This is a genomic window from Nocardioides sp. SRI_004 (assembly GCF_057586415.1).
Map to the genome: position 1 here is coordinate 1 of NZ_JBYCZV010000002.1, position 16,042 is coordinate 16,042.

General features: G+C 72.2%; 15 protein-coding genes and 1 tRNA gene. 11 read left to right on the forward strand and 5 right to left on the reverse strand.

All coding sequences use genetic code 11. The features are described from left to right. Window positions 1–84: 84 nt before the first annotated feature. Both AC2YHB_RS02080 and AC2YHB_RS02085 read right to left on the reverse strand, forming a co-directional pair. Window positions 85–663 carry a LytR C-terminal domain-containing protein gene (locus AC2YHB_RS02080; protein ID WP_179649863.1) on the reverse strand — a complete coding sequence of 193 codons (579 nt, stop codon included), beginning with the start codon at window positions 661–663 and terminating at the stop codon, window positions 85–87. A 16-nt stretch (window positions 664–679) separates the two neighbouring features. Further along, window positions 680–976, reverse strand: a complete 297-nt coding sequence (locus AC2YHB_RS02085; protein WP_036547779.1) for a DUF3263 domain-containing protein — start codon at window positions 974–976, stop codon at window positions 680–682. A 124-nt stretch (window positions 977–1,100) separates the two neighbouring features. Here AC2YHB_RS02085 and AC2YHB_RS02090 point away from each other — a divergent pair, with 124 nt between their 5' ends. The 8 genes from AC2YHB_RS02090 (at window position 1,101) to AC2YHB_RS02125 (ending at window position 10,352) form a co-directional block, all read left to right on the forward strand. Beyond that, the gene (locus tag AC2YHB_RS02090; RefSeq protein WP_179649861.1) at window positions 1,101–2,114 is read left to right on the forward strand and encodes a Gfo/Idh/MocA family protein; all 1,014 of its coding nucleotides are present in this window, start codon (window positions 1,101–1,103) and stop codon (window positions 2,112–2,114) included. 35 nt (window positions 2,115–2,149) lie between these two features. Beyond that, window positions 2,150–3,577: an alpha,alpha-trehalose-phosphate synthase (UDP-forming) gene (locus AC2YHB_RS02095; RefSeq protein ID WP_036547774.1), complete on the forward strand. Its 1,428-nt coding sequence runs from the start codon at window positions 2,150–2,152 to the stop codon at window positions 3,575–3,577. Between the two features lie 60 nt (window positions 3,578–3,637). Then, window positions 3,638–4,822 (forward strand): alpha/beta fold hydrolase, encoded by a 1,185-nt coding sequence (locus tag AC2YHB_RS02100; RefSeq protein WP_179649859.1) that lies wholly within the window; start codon window positions 3,638–3,640, stop codon window positions 4,820–4,822. A 10-nt stretch (window positions 4,823–4,832) separates the two neighbouring features. Then, window positions 4,833–6,152, forward strand: coding sequence for an MFS transporter (locus AC2YHB_RS02105; protein ID WP_179649857.1), 1,320 nt, complete (start codon window positions 4,833–4,835; stop codon window positions 6,150–6,152). Then, window positions 6,142–7,593 carry a pyridoxal phosphate-dependent decarboxylase family protein gene (locus AC2YHB_RS02110; RefSeq protein ID WP_179649855.1) on the forward strand — a complete coding sequence of 484 codons (1,452 nt, stop codon included), beginning with the start codon at window positions 6,142–6,144 and terminating at the stop codon, window positions 7,591–7,593. The genes AC2YHB_RS02105 and AC2YHB_RS02110 overlap by 11 nt, the downstream gene beginning before the upstream one ends. A gap of 356 nt (window positions 7,594–7,949) precedes the next feature. Next, window positions 7,950–8,648 (forward strand): uracil-DNA glycosylase, encoded by a 699-nt coding sequence (locus AC2YHB_RS02115; RefSeq protein WP_308645596.1) that lies wholly within the window; start codon window positions 7,950–7,952, stop codon window positions 8,646–8,648. 42 nt (window positions 8,649–8,690) lie between these two features. After that, the gene (locus tag AC2YHB_RS02120) at window positions 8,691–9,506 is read left to right on the forward strand and encodes a hypothetical protein (protein ID WP_179649853.1); all 816 of its coding nucleotides are present in this window, start codon (window positions 8,691–8,693) and stop codon (window positions 9,504–9,506) included. A gap of 63 nt (window positions 9,507–9,569) precedes the next feature. Beyond that, complete coding sequence (locus tag AC2YHB_RS02125) at window positions 9,570–10,352, forward strand: dioxygenase family protein (RefSeq protein ID WP_036547758.1); 783 nt, start codon at window positions 9,570–9,572, stop codon at window positions 10,350–10,352. Between the two features lie 264 nt (window positions 10,353–10,616). Here AC2YHB_RS02125 and AC2YHB_RS02130 read toward each other — a convergent pair whose 3' ends face one another. Then, a complete protein-coding gene (locus AC2YHB_RS02130; protein ID WP_179649851.1) occupies window positions 10,617–10,904 on the reverse strand; it encodes a MerR family transcriptional regulator in 288 nt (95 codons plus the stop codon). A 77-nt stretch (window positions 10,905–10,981) separates the two neighbouring features. Between AC2YHB_RS02130 and AC2YHB_RS02135 the strand changes: the two genes are divergently transcribed. Next, entirely contained in the window at window positions 10,982–11,425 is a 444-nt protein-coding gene (locus AC2YHB_RS02135; RefSeq protein WP_179649849.1) for an Hsp20/alpha crystallin family protein, read from the forward strand. Between the two features lie 70 nt (window positions 11,426–11,495). Here AC2YHB_RS02135 and AC2YHB_RS02140 read toward each other — a convergent pair whose 3' ends face one another. Together AC2YHB_RS02140 and AC2YHB_RS02145 are read right to left on the reverse strand one after the other, a co-directional pair. Further along, window positions 11,496–13,064: a succinic semialdehyde dehydrogenase gene (locus AC2YHB_RS02140; protein WP_179649847.1), complete on the reverse strand. Its 1,569-nt coding sequence runs from the start codon at window positions 13,062–13,064 to the stop codon at window positions 11,496–11,498. Continuing rightward, entirely contained in the window at window positions 13,061–14,716 is a 1,656-nt protein-coding gene (locus AC2YHB_RS02145) for a GMC family oxidoreductase (protein ID WP_487353386.1), read from the reverse strand. Before AC2YHB_RS02145 ends, AC2YHB_RS02140 begins: the two co-directional genes overlap by 4 nt. A gap of 133 nt (window positions 14,717–14,849) precedes the next feature. On the opposite strand from AC2YHB_RS02145, the gene pdxY reads away from it, so the two are divergent. Both pdxY and AC2YHB_RS02155 read left to right on the forward strand, forming a co-directional pair. Beyond that, window positions 14,850–15,710, forward strand: a complete 861-nt coding sequence (pdxY, locus tag AC2YHB_RS02150; protein WP_179649845.1) for a pyridoxal kinase PdxY — start codon at window positions 14,850–14,852, stop codon at window positions 15,708–15,710. A 247-nt stretch (window positions 15,711–15,957) separates the two neighbouring features. Then, a tRNA-Thr gene (locus AC2YHB_RS02155) sits at window positions 15,958–16,033 on the forward strand. Window positions 16,034–16,042: the final 9 nt, after the last annotated feature.

Below are 16,042 nucleotides of genomic sequence, written 5' to 3' on the forward strand. Positions count from 1 at the left end.
GGATTCGCGCGGCAGCGCGGCGGGAGCCGCCCTCCAGGCAGCTTGCTGCCCGCCCAGCGGCGAAGACGCGCTCGCGCCGGGGAATCAGTCCAGTTCCCCGGTCAGGATGAGCGTCAGGTTGGTGTCCGACATGTCGCTGTCGGTGTCGGCCGGCTTGATCCGGGCGATGCCGAGGTCGAGGGCGAGCAGCTGCGCGGCCGCCTTCTTGCCCTTCGGGTAGTAGACGGTGGTGGCCGGGACCGTGCCGTACCAGTTGTCGGCGGCGGCGACCTTCCAGCCGGCCTCCGTGACCTTCTCGCCGACCCGGCTCGCGAGGCCGGCGATCTGGGTGTTGTTGAACACCACGACGGAGTGGTCGGCGCGGACGACCGGCTTGGGCTTCGGCTTCTCCTCGGCGGGCGGGGTCTGCGACGCGCCGTCCGAGGCGTCGTCCGACGCGTCCTCCCCGGCGTCGTCGGACGCGGAGTCGGAGGGGGTCGCGGCGGCCTTGGTCGCGGAGATGTCACGCTCGGCGGGCTCGTCGCCGCGGGTCGCGACGAAGGCCACAGCGGCGAGGATCACCGCGATGACGCTCAGCAGGACGACCGGCGAGGGCAGGACGGCGCCGCGCTCGCCACGGCGGCGGGTGGTCCGGGGTCCAGCAGGCCAGGTGGGGAAGGTCATGGCCGCCTCTCCTTGGTCAGATCTCGAAGCCGAGGCGGCGCGCGGAGCGCTGGCGCTGGCGCTGGGAGCGCAGGCGGCGCAGCCGGCGGACCAGCAGCGGGTCGTGCGCGAGGGCCTCGGGACGGTCGATCAGGGCGTTGAGCACCTGGTAGTAGCGCGTGGCGCTCATGTCGAACTGCTCGCGCACCGCCGTCTCCTTGGCGCCGGCGTACTTCCACCACTGGCGCTCGAACTCGAGAATGGCGCGGTCCCGGTCGCTGAGGTCGGCCGGAACGACCGGGGTGGCGTCCTGGTGGCTGCGCTCGGCGCTCATGAGGTCTCCTCGACGCTCGCGGGGGGGCTGTTCGACAGGTGTACGGGCCCCACTCTAACGTGCGAATCACAGCGATGTCATTCGGTCGCGCGGCGGGTCGCGACCGGGTCGATAGGGTTCCGGCATGACCGGGACGACCGCGCGGATCGGCTGGGGCATCCTCGCACCCGGCAAGATCTCGGCCCTGTTCGCGACCGACCTCGCCGTCGTACCGGACGCGCGGCTGGTCCACGTCGGCTCACGCACGCCCGAGCGCGCGGCGGCCTTCGCCGAGCGCCACGGCGCCGAGCGGTACGGCGACCAGGACGCCGTGCTCGCCGACCCGGACGTCGACGTCGTCTACATCGGGTCGCCGCACGTCGCGCACGCGGCGCAGGTGAGGCGGGCGCTCGAGGCCGGCAAGCACGTGCTCTGCGAGAAGCCGTTGACGCTCGACCGGGCGAGCGCGGAGCAGCTGTTCGCGACCGCGCGGGCGAACGACCGTTTCCTCATGGAGGCGATGTGGAGCGCCTGCAACCCGGTGTGGCGCGACCTGGCCCGCCGCCTGCGGGCCGGCGAGCTGGGCACGCCGCGGCACCTGTCGGCCGAGTTCCACTTCACGGCCCCCGCCGACCCGACGCACCGGCTGCTCGACCCGGCGCTCGGCGGTGGCGCGATGCACGACATCGGCCTCTACCCGCTCACGTTCGCGCACCTGATGCTCGGCGAGGCGCTCGAGCTGCGGGCCGTGGGGACGGTCGTCGACCGCCACGTCGACCTCGACGTCGCGATCAGCGGCCGCTACCCCGGCGACACCTACGCCACCCTGACGGCCGGGCTGACCTCGCAGTCGGCCAACCGGGCGCGGATCACCACCGACGCCGGCTGGGTGGAGGTCCCGGGTGACTTCCACGCCCCCTCGAGCTTCACCTTCAACGCGCTCGCGAAGCGCGGCCAGCCGGTCCGGCGGGTCGTCCACGAGCCGCCGGAGCCGATCATCGGCGCCGGCTACGGCAACGAGATCGCCCATGTCCACGACTGCCTGCGCTCGGGCCTGCGGGAGTCGCCGTGGGTCCCGGCGGCACAGACGCTGACGATCCTCGGTCAGATCGAGGACATTCGGGTACAGGTCGGGGCGTCGCCGCACCCCGCGGCCTGACGCACGTCCTGCCAGCCGACCCCTAAGGTGACCACGTGGCCCACGACCTGGTGATCGTTGCCAACCGCCTCCCCGTCGACCGCGTGAAGGGACCCGACGGCAAGACGACCTGGCGTCGCTCACCCGGCGGCCTCGTGTCGGCGATCGAGCCCGTGATGCGCGCCCACGACGGCGTCTGGGTCGGGTGGCCCGGCGGCACCGAGCAGCGGCTCAAGCCGTTCAAGGACGACGGCCTCGCGCTGGTCCCGCTCTCGATGACGGCGGAGGAGATCGAGGAGCACTACGAGGGCTTCTCCAACGGCACCCTGTGGCCGCTCTACCACGACGTCGTCGCCAAGCCGGAGTTCCACCGCGAGTGGTGGGACACCTACGTGAAGGTCAACCGCCGCTTCGCAGAGAAGGCCGCCGACCTCGCCGCGAAGGGCGCGACGGTCTGGGTGCACGACTACCAGCTGCAGCTGGTGCCGCAGATGCTCCGCGAGCTGCGCCCCGACCTGCGGATCGGCTTCTACCTGCACATCCCGTTCCCGCCCGCGGAGCTCTTCCAGCAGCTGCCCTGGCGGCGCCAGATCCTCGAGGGCCTGCTCGGCGCCGACCTGGTCGGCTTCCAGCTGCCCGGCGCCGCGCAGAACTTCATCCGCCTGGTCCGCCAGCGCGTCGGCCACAAGACGCACCGCGACCTCGTCTACCTGCCCGACGGGCGCACCGTCCGGGCGGCGGCGTTCCCCATCTCGATCGACGCCGCCGGGTTCCAGGAGATGGCCGAGTCCGAGGCGGTGACCGAGCGGGCCGCCGCCATCCGCGAGGCGCTCGGCAACCCGAAGAAGATCTTCCTGGGCATCGACCGGCTCGACTACACCAAGGGCATCTACGCCCGCCTGCGCGCCTTCGGCGAGCTGATCAGCGACGGCCGGCTGACGGTCGACGACGCCGTGTTCGTCCAGGTCGCCGTCCCCTCCCGGGAGCGGGTCGAGCACTACCGCAACCTGCGCGACGACATCGAGCGCCTCGTCGGCCGCCTCAACGGCGACCTCGGCAGGATCGGCCGCCCCGCCATCAGCTACCTCCACACGTCCTACCCCCGCGAGGAGATGGCGGCGCTCTACCGCGCCGCGGACGTGATGGTGGTGACGCCGTACCGCGACGGGATGAACCTCGTCGCCAAGGAGTACGTCGCCTGCCGGATCCACGAGGACGGGGCGCTCGTGCTCTCGGAGTTCGCCGGGGCGGCCGACGAGCTGCGGCAGGCCTGGCTGGTCAACCCCTACGACATGAACGGCATGAAGGCCGCACTGCTCGAGGCCTACGAGGCCGAGCCCAAGGAGCTCGCCCGGCGGATGAAGGCGATGCGCAAGCAGATCGCCCAGCACGACGTGAAGGCGTGGGCCGACAGCTTCATGACCGAGCTCGAGGACGAGGGCAACAACCACCGCAAGACGCTGCGCCCCGCCGACCGCAGCTGATCACCGGGCCTCCTGCGGACGACGGCCGCGGGACGCCCCGCTGCGCGGTAGTTTTCGCACATGGATCTGGTGCCCCTGCGCTCCGTGCCCGGCGCGGGCCTCCTCCCCGGCCCCGACCAGGTGGTCGCGGCGGCGAGCAATGTCGCGCACAAGGTGCTCTACGGCGGTGTCGCCGACCTGCGCCCGATGCCCCGCACGCTGATCGATGACGGCACGCTGCGCGAGGTCTACCACTACCGGCCGGCCGGCCACGTCCAGGAGAAGGGTGACCCGGTCCTGCTGGTGACGCCGCTGGCCGCCCCGTCGAGCTGCTACGACCTGCGCCGCGGCTGCTCGCTGGTCGAGCACTTCGTGACCGAGGGCCGGCCGACCTATCTCGTCGAGTACGGCGAGGTCTCGTTCCGCGACCGCAACCTCGGCATGGAGCACTGGATCGACGAGGTCGTGCCGACCGCGATCCGCGAGGTCTCGAAGCACGCCGGTGGCCGACCGGTGCACGTCATCGGCTGGAGCCTCGGCGGGATCTTCTCGATGCTCACCCTCGCCGACAAGCGCTCCGGCGAGCTGCCGGTCGCGTCGCTCACGGTCGTCGGCTCCCCCATCGACATCTCGCTGGTGCCCCTGCTCGCGCCGTTCCGGCCGCTGCTCAACTTCTTCAACGGCAAGGGGCCGATCACCAAGGGCTACCAGATGCTGGGCGGTGCCCCGAAGCCGCTGGTGAAGTGGGCCTTCCAGCTGACGGCCTTCCAGAAGCTCGTCACGAAGCCGATCGCACTGGCGACCCATGTCGACGACCGCGAGTTCCTCGCGCAGGTCGAGGCGGTCGACCACTTCACCGCCAACATGATCGCCTACCCCGGGCGCACCTTCGGGCAGCTCTACCACCGCTTCGCGAAGGGCAACCAGCTCGCAACGGGCACCTTCGAGCTCGACGACCGCACCATCGACCTGGCCGACATCCGGGTGCCGGTGCTGGTCTTCGGCGGCTCCACGGACGGCATCGCCCCGGTGCCGGCGGTGCACGCCGTCGTACCCCTGCTGACGGGGGCGGAGGAGGTCCGCTTCGAGGTCGTGCCAGGCGGTCACCTCGGCATGCTGACCGGTCGTGCCGCGCGCACCACCACGTGGCTGGCGATGGACGAGTGGATCAACCAGTGGTCCACCGACAACAAACCGGCCGTGCCGATCGGCACCAACCGCAAGCGTCGTACGTCGTCGGCCGCGTCCCGCTCCCTGGCGAAGTGAGCCGGGCGCGGTGAGCCCGGGACGCCGCGTCCGGATCGGGTACGGCGCCGGGTCGGTCGCCACCGGTGCGTTCGGCACCGTCCCGGGACTGATGCTGCTCCCCTATCTCACCGACACCCTCGCCGTCCCGGCGCTGGCCGCCGGCGCGATCGTCTTCCTGCCGAAGGCCTGGGACGTGGTGCTCAACCCGGTCGCCGGGCGGATCAGCGACCGCTCCGTCGACCCGCGGGGGCCGCGCCGGCCGTGGCTGCTGCGGGCCGGCGTCGCGCTGGCGGCCTGCTTCGCGCTGCTGTTCGCCGCGCCCGACCTGGGCTCGCGGACGGTCGACGCGGCGTGGGTGCTCGTCGCGTTCCTGGCCTGCGCGACGGCGTACGCGTTCTTCCAGGTGCCCTATGTCGCGATGCCCGCGGAGATCACGGGCTCCTACGAGGAGCGGACCCGGCTGATGACCTGGCGGGTGGCGATCCTGGCGTTCACCATCCTGCTGGCGGGGGCGAGCGCCCCGGCGATCCGCGACGCGATCGGGGGCCGGGACGGCTACCGCGTCATGGGCGTGGCGATGGCGCTGCTCATCCTGACCGGCGCGCTGCTCGCCTACCGCGGCACCCGCTCCGCGCCGGTCGGTGCGGTCACCCCCGGCGCCGGCTCCCTGCGCGACCAGCTGCGCGTGGTCGCCGGTGCCCGCGACTTCCGGGTGCTGCTGACGACCTTCGTGCTGCAGGCACTGGCGACGGGCTGCATGCTCGCCGGCGTCGACTACCTCGCCGGCGACGTGCTGGAGCGCGACGGCGCGGCGACCGTCCTCTTCCTCTGCTTCGTCGGGCCGGCCCTGCTGCTGACGCCCGCGTGGGCGGCGATCGGGCAGCGGATCGGCAAGAAGCAGGGCTACCTGCTGTCGTCGCTCGTGCTCGCGGCCGGTGCGGCCGCGGTCCTGCCCGCTGCGGGCGCGCCCGCCTTCCTCGTGTTCCTCGCCGTCGGGTTGGTCGGGGTCGGCTACGCCGGCATCCAGGTGTTCCCGCTCGCGATGCTGCCGGACGTCGCAGCCGTCGACGCCCGTCGTACCGGCTCCTCGCGGATCGGCGTCTACACGGGCGTCTGGACGGCCGGGGAGACGCTCGGACTCGCGCTCGGGCCGGGACTGTTCGCCGTCGTGCTCGCCCTCGGCGACTACCGGTCCAGCGACTCCGGCGACGTGCTCCAGCCCGACTCGGCCGTCACCGCGATCACCCTCGGCTTCTCCGTCCTGCCCGCCCTGCTGGTACTCCTGAGCCTGCGGTGGCTGCGGGGCTACGCGCTCGACGAGACGGAGGTGGACCGCGTTGACGCCTGACGACGTGCGCGCCCGGCTGGCGGCGCTGCAGGCCGATGACCTGCCCGTGCACGGCGGCCGCACCCTGGCCTACGTGTACGACGCCGGGCTGGCCGAGGTCGACGCGCTGGCCCGCGACGCCGTCGCCGCCTTCGCCGGCAGCAACGGGCTGGACCCGACGGCCTTCCCGAGCCTGCTGGCGATGGAGAACGACCTCGTCGCCTTCGCCCGCGGCCTGGTCGACGGGCCCGACACGATGGTCGGGACGCTGACCTCCGGTGGCACGGAGTCCTGCCTGCTCGCGGTGCAGGGCGCGCGCGACGCGCGGCCCGAGGTCGCAGCCCCGTCGATGGTGGTTCCGGAGACCGTGCACGCCGCCTTCCACAAGGCCGCGCACTACTTCGGGGTGCGCGCCGTCGTGGTGCCGGTCGGACCGGACCACCGCGCGGACGCCGCGGCGATGGCGGCGGCGATCGACGAGAGCACCGTGCTGGTGGTGGCGAGCGCGCCGTCGTACGCGCACGGGGTGGTGGACCCCATCACCGAGATCGCGGCAGCGGCCGCGGCCCGCGGGGTGCGGTGCCACGTCGACGCGTGCATCGGCGGCTGGGTGCTGCCGTGGGCCGCGCGGCTCGGCCGGCCGGTGCCGGCGTGGACCTTCGCGGTCGAGGGCGTCACGTCGATCTCGACCGACCTCCACAAGTACGCCTACGCGCCGAAGGGCGCCTCCCTGCTGCTGCACCGCACGCCGCAGCTGCGGCGGCCGCAGTACTTCGCCCACGCCGGCTGGCCCGGCTACACGATGCTCAACGCGACCCTGCAGTCGACGCGCTCGGGCGGGCCGGTCGCCGGCGCGTGGGCGACGGTGCAGGCGATCGGCGACGACGGCTACCTCGACCTGACCCGCCGCGCCCTGGAGGCGACCGACCGGATCTGCGCGGGGATCAGGGACCTCGACGGGCTGGCGCTCGTCGCCGTACCCGACTCGACGCTCGTCGCGGCGGTCGCCGACGGACCGCTCGACGTCTTCACGGTCTGCGACGAGATGGCGCAGCGCGGCTGGTTCGTCCAACCGCAGCTGTCGTACGACGCCCGGCCGCCCTCGCTGCACCTGGCGGTCAGTGCCGCGACCGACCCGGCGGGCTTCCTCGCGGCGCTGCAGGAGTCCGTGGCGGCGGCGGTCGCCGCCGGCCCGGTGCCGGTGGACGCCGGCGTGGTCGAGCTGCTGCAGACGCTCGACCCGGCGACCCTCGGCGATGCGGAGTTCGACCTCCTGCTCGCGGCCGGCGGGCTCGCCGGCGACGACGGCGGACTCGGCCTGCCCGAGCGGATGGCACCCGTCAACGCGCTGCTCGACGCGGCCCCGCCGCGCCTGCGGGAGGCGGTGCTGGTGGCCTTCCTCGACCGGCTCGCGCGACCTTCTCCCGCCTCTTCTGCCGCGTCGATCGCTGGGGACGCCTAGTCCCAAAGGACTAGGCGACCTCGGCCGCCTTCCCGATCCCGGGACCCGTCCCGGCTCCGTAGATTTCTCATCACCGACGCGGACCTCGAAGCCCGCTGGAGGGAGCCCCACCGGGTCCGGCACCCCAATTGCCGGGAGTGCCCCCGGGAGGACCAGCAAGGGCTCGAGATCCGCGTCGGAGCTAGTCACCCACCGGGTGGCGCCCCTGGGAGGGAGAGGGGCGGCACCGGACGGTGGTGGCAGGTGTGGGCGCGAAGGGAGAGCGCGGCCCACGCACGGGAGCAGCACCGCGGCCGGCCCGAAGGATGGGTGGGTCTGGGGGGACCAGGCGCCTTCGGGCGCACTAGGGTTCGGCCGTGGGTGCTCTCTCCAAGCTCGTCGACCAGGGCCTGATGGCCGCTGACTGGGCCGAGGCTCTCGCGCCGGTCGAGGACCGCGTCACCGCGCTCGGCCAGTTCCTGCGCGATGAGATCGCCGCCGGCCGCTCGTACCAGCCCGCCGGCGAGCGCGTCTTCCGCGCGTTCCAGCGGCCGCTGGCCGAGGTCCGGGTGCTCATCGTGGGCCAGGACCCGTACCCGAACCCGGCGCACCCGATCGGGCTCTGCTTCGCCGTCGAGCGCGGCATCACCCCGCTCCCGCCGAGCCTGCGCAACATCTACCAGGAGCTCGCCGACGACGTCGGCTTCGTGCCGCCGGGCCACGGCGACCTGAGCGCGTGGACCGACCAGGGCGTGATGCTGCTCAACCGCGTGCTGACCGTCCGGCCCGGCGAGCCCGGGTCCCACCGCGGCCAGGGCTGGGAGCACGTCACGGCGTGCGCGATCCAGGCCGTCGTACGACAGGCCGAGGCGGGGGCACCGATCGCCGCGATCCTGTGGGGACGGGACGCCCAGACGCTCAAGCCGCACCTCGGCCCCATCCCGTGGGTCGAGTCCGTGCACCCGTCGCCGCTGTCGGCCCACCGGGGCTTCTTCGGCTCGCGCCCGTTCAGCCGCGTCAACCAGCTGCTCGCCGAGCGGGGCGGCCGGCCGATCGACTGGACCCTGCCGGCCTGACGCCGCGTTTCCCCGGTCACGCGGCCGGGGAGCGTGTGCTGCATGTACGAGCCCTACGTGCCGCCAGGCCGTCCCACCGACGAGCCCGTCTGCGCGTGCACGGCCCAGGGCGTCCCCTGCCCGGCCGACTGCGAGCGCTGTCCGGCCGACTGCCCGGCGCGCGTCGCCGTGGCGCCGTACCAGCCGTACGACGAGCCCGCCCCCGTCGTGTCGTCCTCCTCATCATCATCGTCATCCTGGTCCACCCCGCACCGGCGGCGACGTTCGTTCTCGGGCGGCTCGTCCGGCCGACGACACTCGTCCTCCACGCGCCCGTCGGACTCGTCCGGCGGCTCGTCGCGACGGTCCACGGGCAAGAAGGCCGGCGCCGGACTCGGCGCGGCCGCGACGGCAGCGGCCGGTGGGATCGGCGCCCTGTCGTCCGGTGGCGAGGACCCGGGGGCGAGCGACCCCGAGCCGTACTCCACCCACTCCGACCCCTACGCCCCGTACGACGACCTGCAGACCGTCGAGGACCGCACGAGTGCACCGATCGTGTCGTTCCGGGCGCAGCAGGGTGGACGCCTGGTCGTGGTCACCGGCACGTGGCCCGACGACGAGCAGCCGGCCGGCTGTCGGGTCGAGGTCACGGCGGTCGAGCACGCCGACCGGGTCGTGCTCGAGGCGAGCGCTCCGGTCACGCGGTGGCAGCTCCAGCAGGGCCGGGCCTGTGATCCGCCGGCGGAGTGGTCGACCGGCACGTCGTACGTCCAGCTCGACGAGCCGCTCGGCTCCCGCAGGGTGGTCACCTCCGGTCCCCTGCTCCGCCGCGGCGAGGAGGTCGATCCGGCGGGCGCGGCCCGCGTGCCGCGCCGCTGACCGAGGCCCTTCCCACCGGGCGCGCGATGGAATATAGTTGAGGCTTCAACTATTGAGGTGGACATGACGGACACGACCGCACGGATGCCGGCCCTCTACATCGGGCACGGCGCGCCGCCCCTGCTCGACGACCCGGTGTGGTCGGGCCAGCTCGCCGCGTGGGCGAAGGACCTGCCCCGCCCGAAGGCGATCCTGATCGTCAGCGCGCACTGGGAGTCCGCTCCCCTGTCGCTCAGCGCCAGCCACGCACCGCTGGTCTACGACTTCGGCGGGTTCGCGCCGAAGTACTACCAGATGACCTACGAGACGCCCGACGCCACCGCGTTCGCCGCCCAGGTGGCCGCGATCATGCCGCGCACCGAGCCGGTCCACCAGCACTCCTCGCGCGGCCTCGACCACGGCGCCTGGGTGCCGCTGCGGATCATGTACCCCGACGCGGACATCCCCGTCCTGCAGATGTCGCTGCCGACCCACGACCCCGGCCGGCTGATGGAGATCGGTCGCCGCCTGCGCCCGCTGCGCGACGAGGGCGTGCTCATCATCGGCTCCGGCTTCCTCACCCACGGCCTGCCCTTCCTGACCGAGTTCCGGATCGACGCCGCCGCCCCCGGCTGGTCGACCGACTTCGACGCCTGGGCCGGCGAGGCGATGGCCCGCGGCGACGTCGACGAGCTCGCGTCCTTCCGCGACAAGGCGCCGGGCATGCCGTTCGCCCACCCGACCGTCGAGCACTACAGCCCGCTCTTCGTCACCCTCGGCGCCGCGAGCGACCCCTCCGAGCCCGGCGACCAGGTGATCGACGGGTTCTGGATGGGGCTCTCCAAGCGCAGCCTCCAGGTGGCCTGAGTCCGAGCGCGACGACCCCGCGAGGCACGAGCGGGGTCGTCGATCAGCGAGGAGGTCGAGGAGCGTCGGCTCAGACCCGAGCGCAGCGAGGGACTGAGCGACGCGTCACGAGACCGGGTCGCATCGCGACCGAGAGCGGCCCAGCAGCCACACCGGGGCCACCGCACCCGGGGCCAGACGTCTCGTGACGGTCGCTGCGCGACCTCCTCGACGACCGGGCGCTCGCGACGGTCGCTGCGCGACCTCCTCGATGACCGGGCGTCGTCACCGCCGATCGGCGAGCCGCGCCTTCAGCCGCGCCACCTCGGCCTCGAGCTCGAGCACCTTGGCGATCCCGGCGAGGTTGAGCCCGTCCGCGAGCAGGTCGCGGATCCGGTGGAGGGTCTCGATGTCGGCGCGGCTGTAGAGCCGCGTGCCGCCCTCGCTGCGCGCGGGCTCCAGCAGGCCGCGTCGCTCGTAGACCCGGATGTTCTGGATCTGCAGCGAGGTCAGGTCCGCCGCGACCGAGATCGCGAAGACACCACGCCTGTGCTCCCGCTGGGCTTGATTCATGGCAACAGATTATCTATAACAGTCATTGCAGATCCAGCGACCGGCCGAGAGCCGGTGAAACCGAAGGGAGACATGTCATGTTGCTGCGTACCACCGATCCGTTCCGCGACTTCGACAGGCTGACCGGCCAGCTCCTCGGCGCCGGATGGGGCACGACCAACCGCCCGGCCGTCATGCCGATGGACGCGTGGCGCCAGGGCGACGAGTTCGTCCTCGAGTTCGACCTCCCGGGTGTCAACCGCGAGAGCATCGACATCGACGTCGAGCGCAACGTGGTGACGATCAAGGCCGAGCGGGTCGCGGGCAACGGCGACTGGCAGCGGCTCGCGTCCGAGCGGACGCACGGCCAGTTCTCGCGCCAGCTCGTCCTGGGCGACAACCTCGACCTCGAGCGCATCGACGCGAACTACGACAACGGCGTGCTGCGCCTGGTCGTGCCCGTCGCGGAGAAGGCGAAGCCGCGCAAGATCGAGATCGGCGGCTCCGCCCCGGCCGAGGGCCGTGAGGCGATCGAGGCCTGAGCCGCACGAGGAACGGCCGGCGTGGGTGACCACGCCGGCCGTTCGTGCATCTCGTGACGGTCGGTCCGGGTCAGCGGACGCGGAGCTTCTTCATCAGCTTCAGCGAGCCCAGCATCTGCTTGACGTAGGCCTCGTAGGCCTGGCCCGGACGCGGGCCCATGACCTGCTTCTTGAGCACCGCGACGTTCTTGGCGTCGGTGTACTTCAGCAGGCCCTGGTCGCCGTGGCGGGCGCCGACGCCGGACTTCTTCACGCCGCCCGACGGCGAGCCCTTCGACGCGTACGCCGTGGCGAGCGCGTCGTTGATGTTGACATTGCCCGACTCGATCCGCGCGGCGACGGCCTCGGCCCGGGCGAGGTCGCCGCCCCAGACCGAGGCGTTGAGCCCGTAGTCGGTGTCGTTGGCGAGGTGGATCGCCTCGTCGACGGTGCGGTACGGGTACAGCGACACGACCGGTCCGAAGGTCTCGGTGTGGCCGGCCAGCATGTCCTTCGTGACGCCCTCGAGGACCGTCGGCTCGAAGAAGGCGGGGCCGATGTCGGGCCGGGCCCGACCCCCGGTCAGCACGGTCGCCCCCTTCGCGACGGCGTCCTCCACGTGCGACGCGACGCGGTCGCGGTGGTCGGGGCTGACCAGCGAGCCGATCTCGGGCCCGAAGTCGTAGGCCGCGCCGATCTGCAGGTTCGCGGCCCGCTCGACGAAGGCCGACTTCAGCTCGTCGTACCGGCTCTCGGGGAGGTAGATCCGCTCGATGTGCATGCAGATCTGGCCGGTGTTGCCGAAGACGCCGAAGGTGGTGCCCTCGACCCACTCCTCGACGTTGACGTCGTCGAGCACGATCATCGGGTTCTTGCCGCCGAGCTCGAGGCAGCAGCCGATCAGGTTGCGACCGGCGCGCTCGCCGATGACCCGGCCGGTGGCGGTGGAGCCGGTGAACATGACGTAGTCGGCGTTGTCGATCAGCGTCGGGCCGATGTCGGGACCCTCGCCGCAGACGACCTGGAAGAGGCCCTTCGGGAGACCCGCCTCCTCGAGCAGCGAGATGCCGTAGAGCGGCGAGAGCGCGGTCTTGTTGTCCGGCTTCACCACGACGGCGTTGCCGGCGATCAGCGCCGGGATCGCGTCGGACAGGCCCGTCGCGAACGGGAAGTTCCACGGCGCGATGATGCCGACGACGCCCTTCGGGACGCGGACCTCGGTGGAGCCCGACACGATCGGCACCGGGCCGCCGTGCTTCTTCGGGGCGAGCAGCTTCTTCGCGCGCCTGAGGTAGTACGACATCACCATCGGCGGGTCACAGGTCTCCTCGATCGCCATCCGCCGGTTCTTGCCGCTCTCCACCTGGATCAGGTCGGCGGTCGTGTGGGCGTTGTCGACGAGGAGGGTGTGCGCACGGTCGAAGACCTCGAGCCGCTTGGCGACCGGCCACTGCGCCCACAGCTCCTGGGCGGCGCGGGCCTCGGCGAAGGCCTCCTCGATGTCCTGCTCGGTCGACTGGGGCAGCTCGACGAGCACCTCGCCGGTGTAGACCTCGGTGAGCTTCCAGGTCGCTCCGGTGCGGCCGGGGACGCGGGCGACGAGCCGCTCGAGGAGCTCGTCGGTGACCGATGCGGGCCGCTGCGGCGTACCGGCCGTCACCACGAGACCCCGCCCAGGATGAGCTCGGCGGCCTTCTCGCCGATCATGTAGCAGGGCGCGTTGGTGTTGCCGCCGGTGATGCTCGGCATGATCGACGCGTCCGCGACCCGGAGGCCCTCGATGCCACGGACCTTGAGGTCCGGGCCGACGACGGCGCGCTCGTCGACGCCCATCCGGCAGGTGCCGACGCCGTGGTAGACCGACGTCGAGCGGTTCTTGAGCGCGACCCGCAGCTCCTTGCCGTTCGGGATCGACGGTCCGGGGTGAATCTCCTCCTTGACCGCGCCGCCGAAGGCCGCGGAGGCCATGATCTCGCGGATCATCTCGGTGCCCTCGGCGAGCACCTCGACGTCGTCGGGGTGGGTGAAGAAGCCGTAGTCGACGAGCGGGGCCGCCTTCGGGTCGGCCGAGGCGAGGCGCAACGTGCCGCGGCTCCTGGGGTAGATGAGCGTCGAGAAGACCGTGAGCGAGGGACGGCCGTCGGGGATGTGGCGGATCGGCTCGTCCTGGTTGGGGCTCGGGTAGGCCCAGGGCAGCATGTGCAGCTGCAGGTCGGGGATGTCGGTCGCCATCGACGTACGGACGAATCCGACCGACTCGAAGACGGAGTTGTCGAGGAACGAGTCGCCACGGACGACGTCGCGCGCGATGCCCTTGAAGAAGGTCCAGGCGTTGCCGCGGTACTTCACGCTCGGCACGTGGAACGACAGCGGGTGGAACAGGTGGTCGTGCAGGTTGTCGCCCACCGGGAGGTCCGCGACGCAGTCGATGCCGAGGCTGGCCAGGTGGTCGGCGTGGCCGATGCCGGACAGCATGAGCAGCTGCGGGCTGTTGGCGAAGCCGGCCGAGAGGATGACCTCCTTGCCCGCCTTGATGAAGCGGCGGGTGCCGCCACCCTTGCCCTCGTCGACGACCTCGACGCCCGTCGCCCGGCCGTCCTTGACGACGACCTTCGTGACGAGCACCTCGGTCTGGAACTCGAGCGTGCGCGGCGCGAGGTCGTGCACGTAGCCACGGGTCGCCGAGTAGCGGACGCCGTCGGCGGCGTTCTGCTGCATCCGCGCGATGCCCTCCTGCTCGGCGCCGTTGTAGTCGTCGAGCACCTTGACGCCGAGGGTGTCGGCGGTGGCCTGGATGAACTGCAGGCTCGCCTCCTGCGGCGTCTTGTTGCGCGTGATCTTGATGGGGCCGCCCGCACCGCGGTAGGCGTTCTCGCCGTCCTCGAAGTCCTCGTAGCGCTTGAACGCGGCATTGGCGCTGTCGGCGTCCCAGCCCACGTTGCCCTCGGCCGCCCACGAGTCGTAGTTGGCCCGGTTGCCACGGACGTAGACCATGCCGTTGACCGACGAGGAGCCGCCGCCCACCTTGCCGCGCGGGACGGGCATCCGCCGACCGTCGAGGCCGGGCTGCGGGACGGAGCGGTAGCCCCAGTCGAAGAGCTTCTCGAGCCGCGGCTCGGAGTGCATCGGGCCGATCATGCCCGGCTTGCGGGTGAAGTAGCCGTGCATGCCCTTCTCGTCGGACTTGCCGGCCTCCAGCAGGATCACCGTCGCCCCGGACTGGGCCAGGCGGCCGGCGACGATCGCGCCGGAGCTGCCGGATCCGACCACCACGTAGTCGGCTTCGTTGCTGTACGTCGGGCGCTTGGCCATCGCGCTGATCCCATCCTTCGCTCGGGGTGACCGGGGTCATAGGGGGCCCGGCGAGCACACTGTAACGCGTTCTAGTTTCTTCACGAAAGGGTTTCACTTTCCGTCTTCGGTCCGGCTGCAGCAGGATGGGCGGGTGCGGATCCTGTCCATCCAGTCCTCAGTCGCCTACGGCCACGTCGGCAACTCCGCGGCGGTGTTCCCGCTGCAGCGCCTGGGCCACGAGGTGTGGCCGGTGTTCACCGTCCACTTCTCCAACCACACCGGGTACGGCGCCTGGCGCGGCCCGCTGCTCGCGCCGGCCGATGTCGCCGAGGTGATCGCCGGGATCGGCGACCGCGACGTGCTGGGCGACTGCGACGCCGTTCTCTCCGGCTACCAGGGCGACCCCGCCATGGGCGCGGTCATCCTCGACGCCGTCGCGACCGTGAAGTCGCTCAACCCCGCGGCCGTCTACTGCTGCGACCCGGTCATCGGCGACGTCGGACGCGGTGTCTTCGTCCGCCCCGGGATCCCCGAGTTCATCCGCGACGAGGTCGTCCCGCAGGCCGACGTGCTGACGCCCAACCACTTCGAGCTGGAGTTCCTCGCCGGCGGCGAGGCCCGCACCGCCGACGAGGTCCTCGACGCGGTCGACGCCGTCCGCGCCCGCGGGCCGCGCGACGTCCTCGTCACCTCCGTCCGGTACGACGACAACGACGCCGCCCACGAGGAGACCCTCGAGCTCGTGGCCGTCTCCGACGAGGGCGCGTGGGCCGTCACCACGCCGCTGCTCCCGATCGCCCCCAACGGCGGCGGCGACCTGACCGCGGCGCTCTACCTGGCCCACCTGCTCGAGTCCGGCTCCCCCGCCGTCGCCCTCGGGCGCACCACGTCATCGGTGTTCGCGGTGCTCGAGGCGACCCTCACCGCCGGCACGCGGGAGCTGCAGATCATCGGGGCGCAGGACGCGATCGCCGCTCCCCCGGCCCGGTTCGAGGTCCGGCGACTGCGCTGATCCCGCGCCCGGCCCCGCCTCCAGCGGCTTGCGCGGCTCCAGCGGCTTGTGCGGCCCCAGCGGCTTGCGTCATGCGTTCCGGTCGCTCGGACGACCACTTCGCATGACGTCCCGCGCAGATCGCACCGGGCCCGCCCGGACGTCATACGAAACGGCCGCCGGGACGACCACTTCGCATGACGTCCCGCCCGGCCCACGCGACGGACGACCCGCTGACTAGGATTGCCGGGCGCTCCGAGAGCGCGCCGCCGGTGTAGCTCAGTTGGTAGAGCGTCTTACTTGTAATAAGAGGGTCGCGGGTTCAAATCCTGTCACCGGCTCCATCCCCTTCA

Excerpts from the sequence above, each read along its gene's own strand:
- AC2YHB_RS02145 (WP_487353386.1), bottom strand. The coding sequence starts at position 14,716 with ATGGCCAAGCGCCCGACGTACAGCAACGAAGCCGACTACGTGGTGGTC.
- AC2YHB_RS02135 (WP_179649849.1), top strand. The coding sequence starts at position 10,982 with ATGTTGCTGCGTACCACCGATCCGTTCCGCGACTTCGACAGGCTGACC.
- AC2YHB_RS02080 (WP_179649863.1), bottom strand. The coding sequence starts at position 663 with ATGACCTTCCCCACCTGGCCTGCTGGACCCCGGACCACCCGCCGCCGT.
- AC2YHB_RS02100 (WP_179649859.1), top strand. The coding sequence starts at position 3,638 with ATGGATCTGGTGCCCCTGCGCTCCGTGCCCGGCGCGGGCCTCCTCCCC.
- AC2YHB_RS02130 (WP_179649851.1), bottom strand. The coding sequence starts at position 10,904 with ATGAATCAAGCCCAGCGGGAGCACAGGCGTGGTGTCTTCGCGATCTCG.
- AC2YHB_RS02090 (WP_179649861.1), top strand. The coding sequence starts at position 1,101 with ATGACCGGGACGACCGCGCGGATCGGCTGGGGCATCCTCGCACCCGGC.
- AC2YHB_RS02125 (WP_036547758.1), top strand. The coding sequence starts at position 9,570 with ATGACGGACACGACCGCACGGATGCCGGCCCTCTACATCGGGCACGGC.
- AC2YHB_RS02085 (WP_036547779.1), bottom strand. The coding sequence starts at position 976 with ATGAGCGCCGAGCGCAGCCACCAGGACGCCACCCCGGTCGTTCCGGCC.
- AC2YHB_RS02120 (WP_179649853.1), top strand. The coding sequence starts at position 8,691 with ATGTACGAGCCCTACGTGCCGCCAGGCCGTCCCACCGACGAGCCCGTC.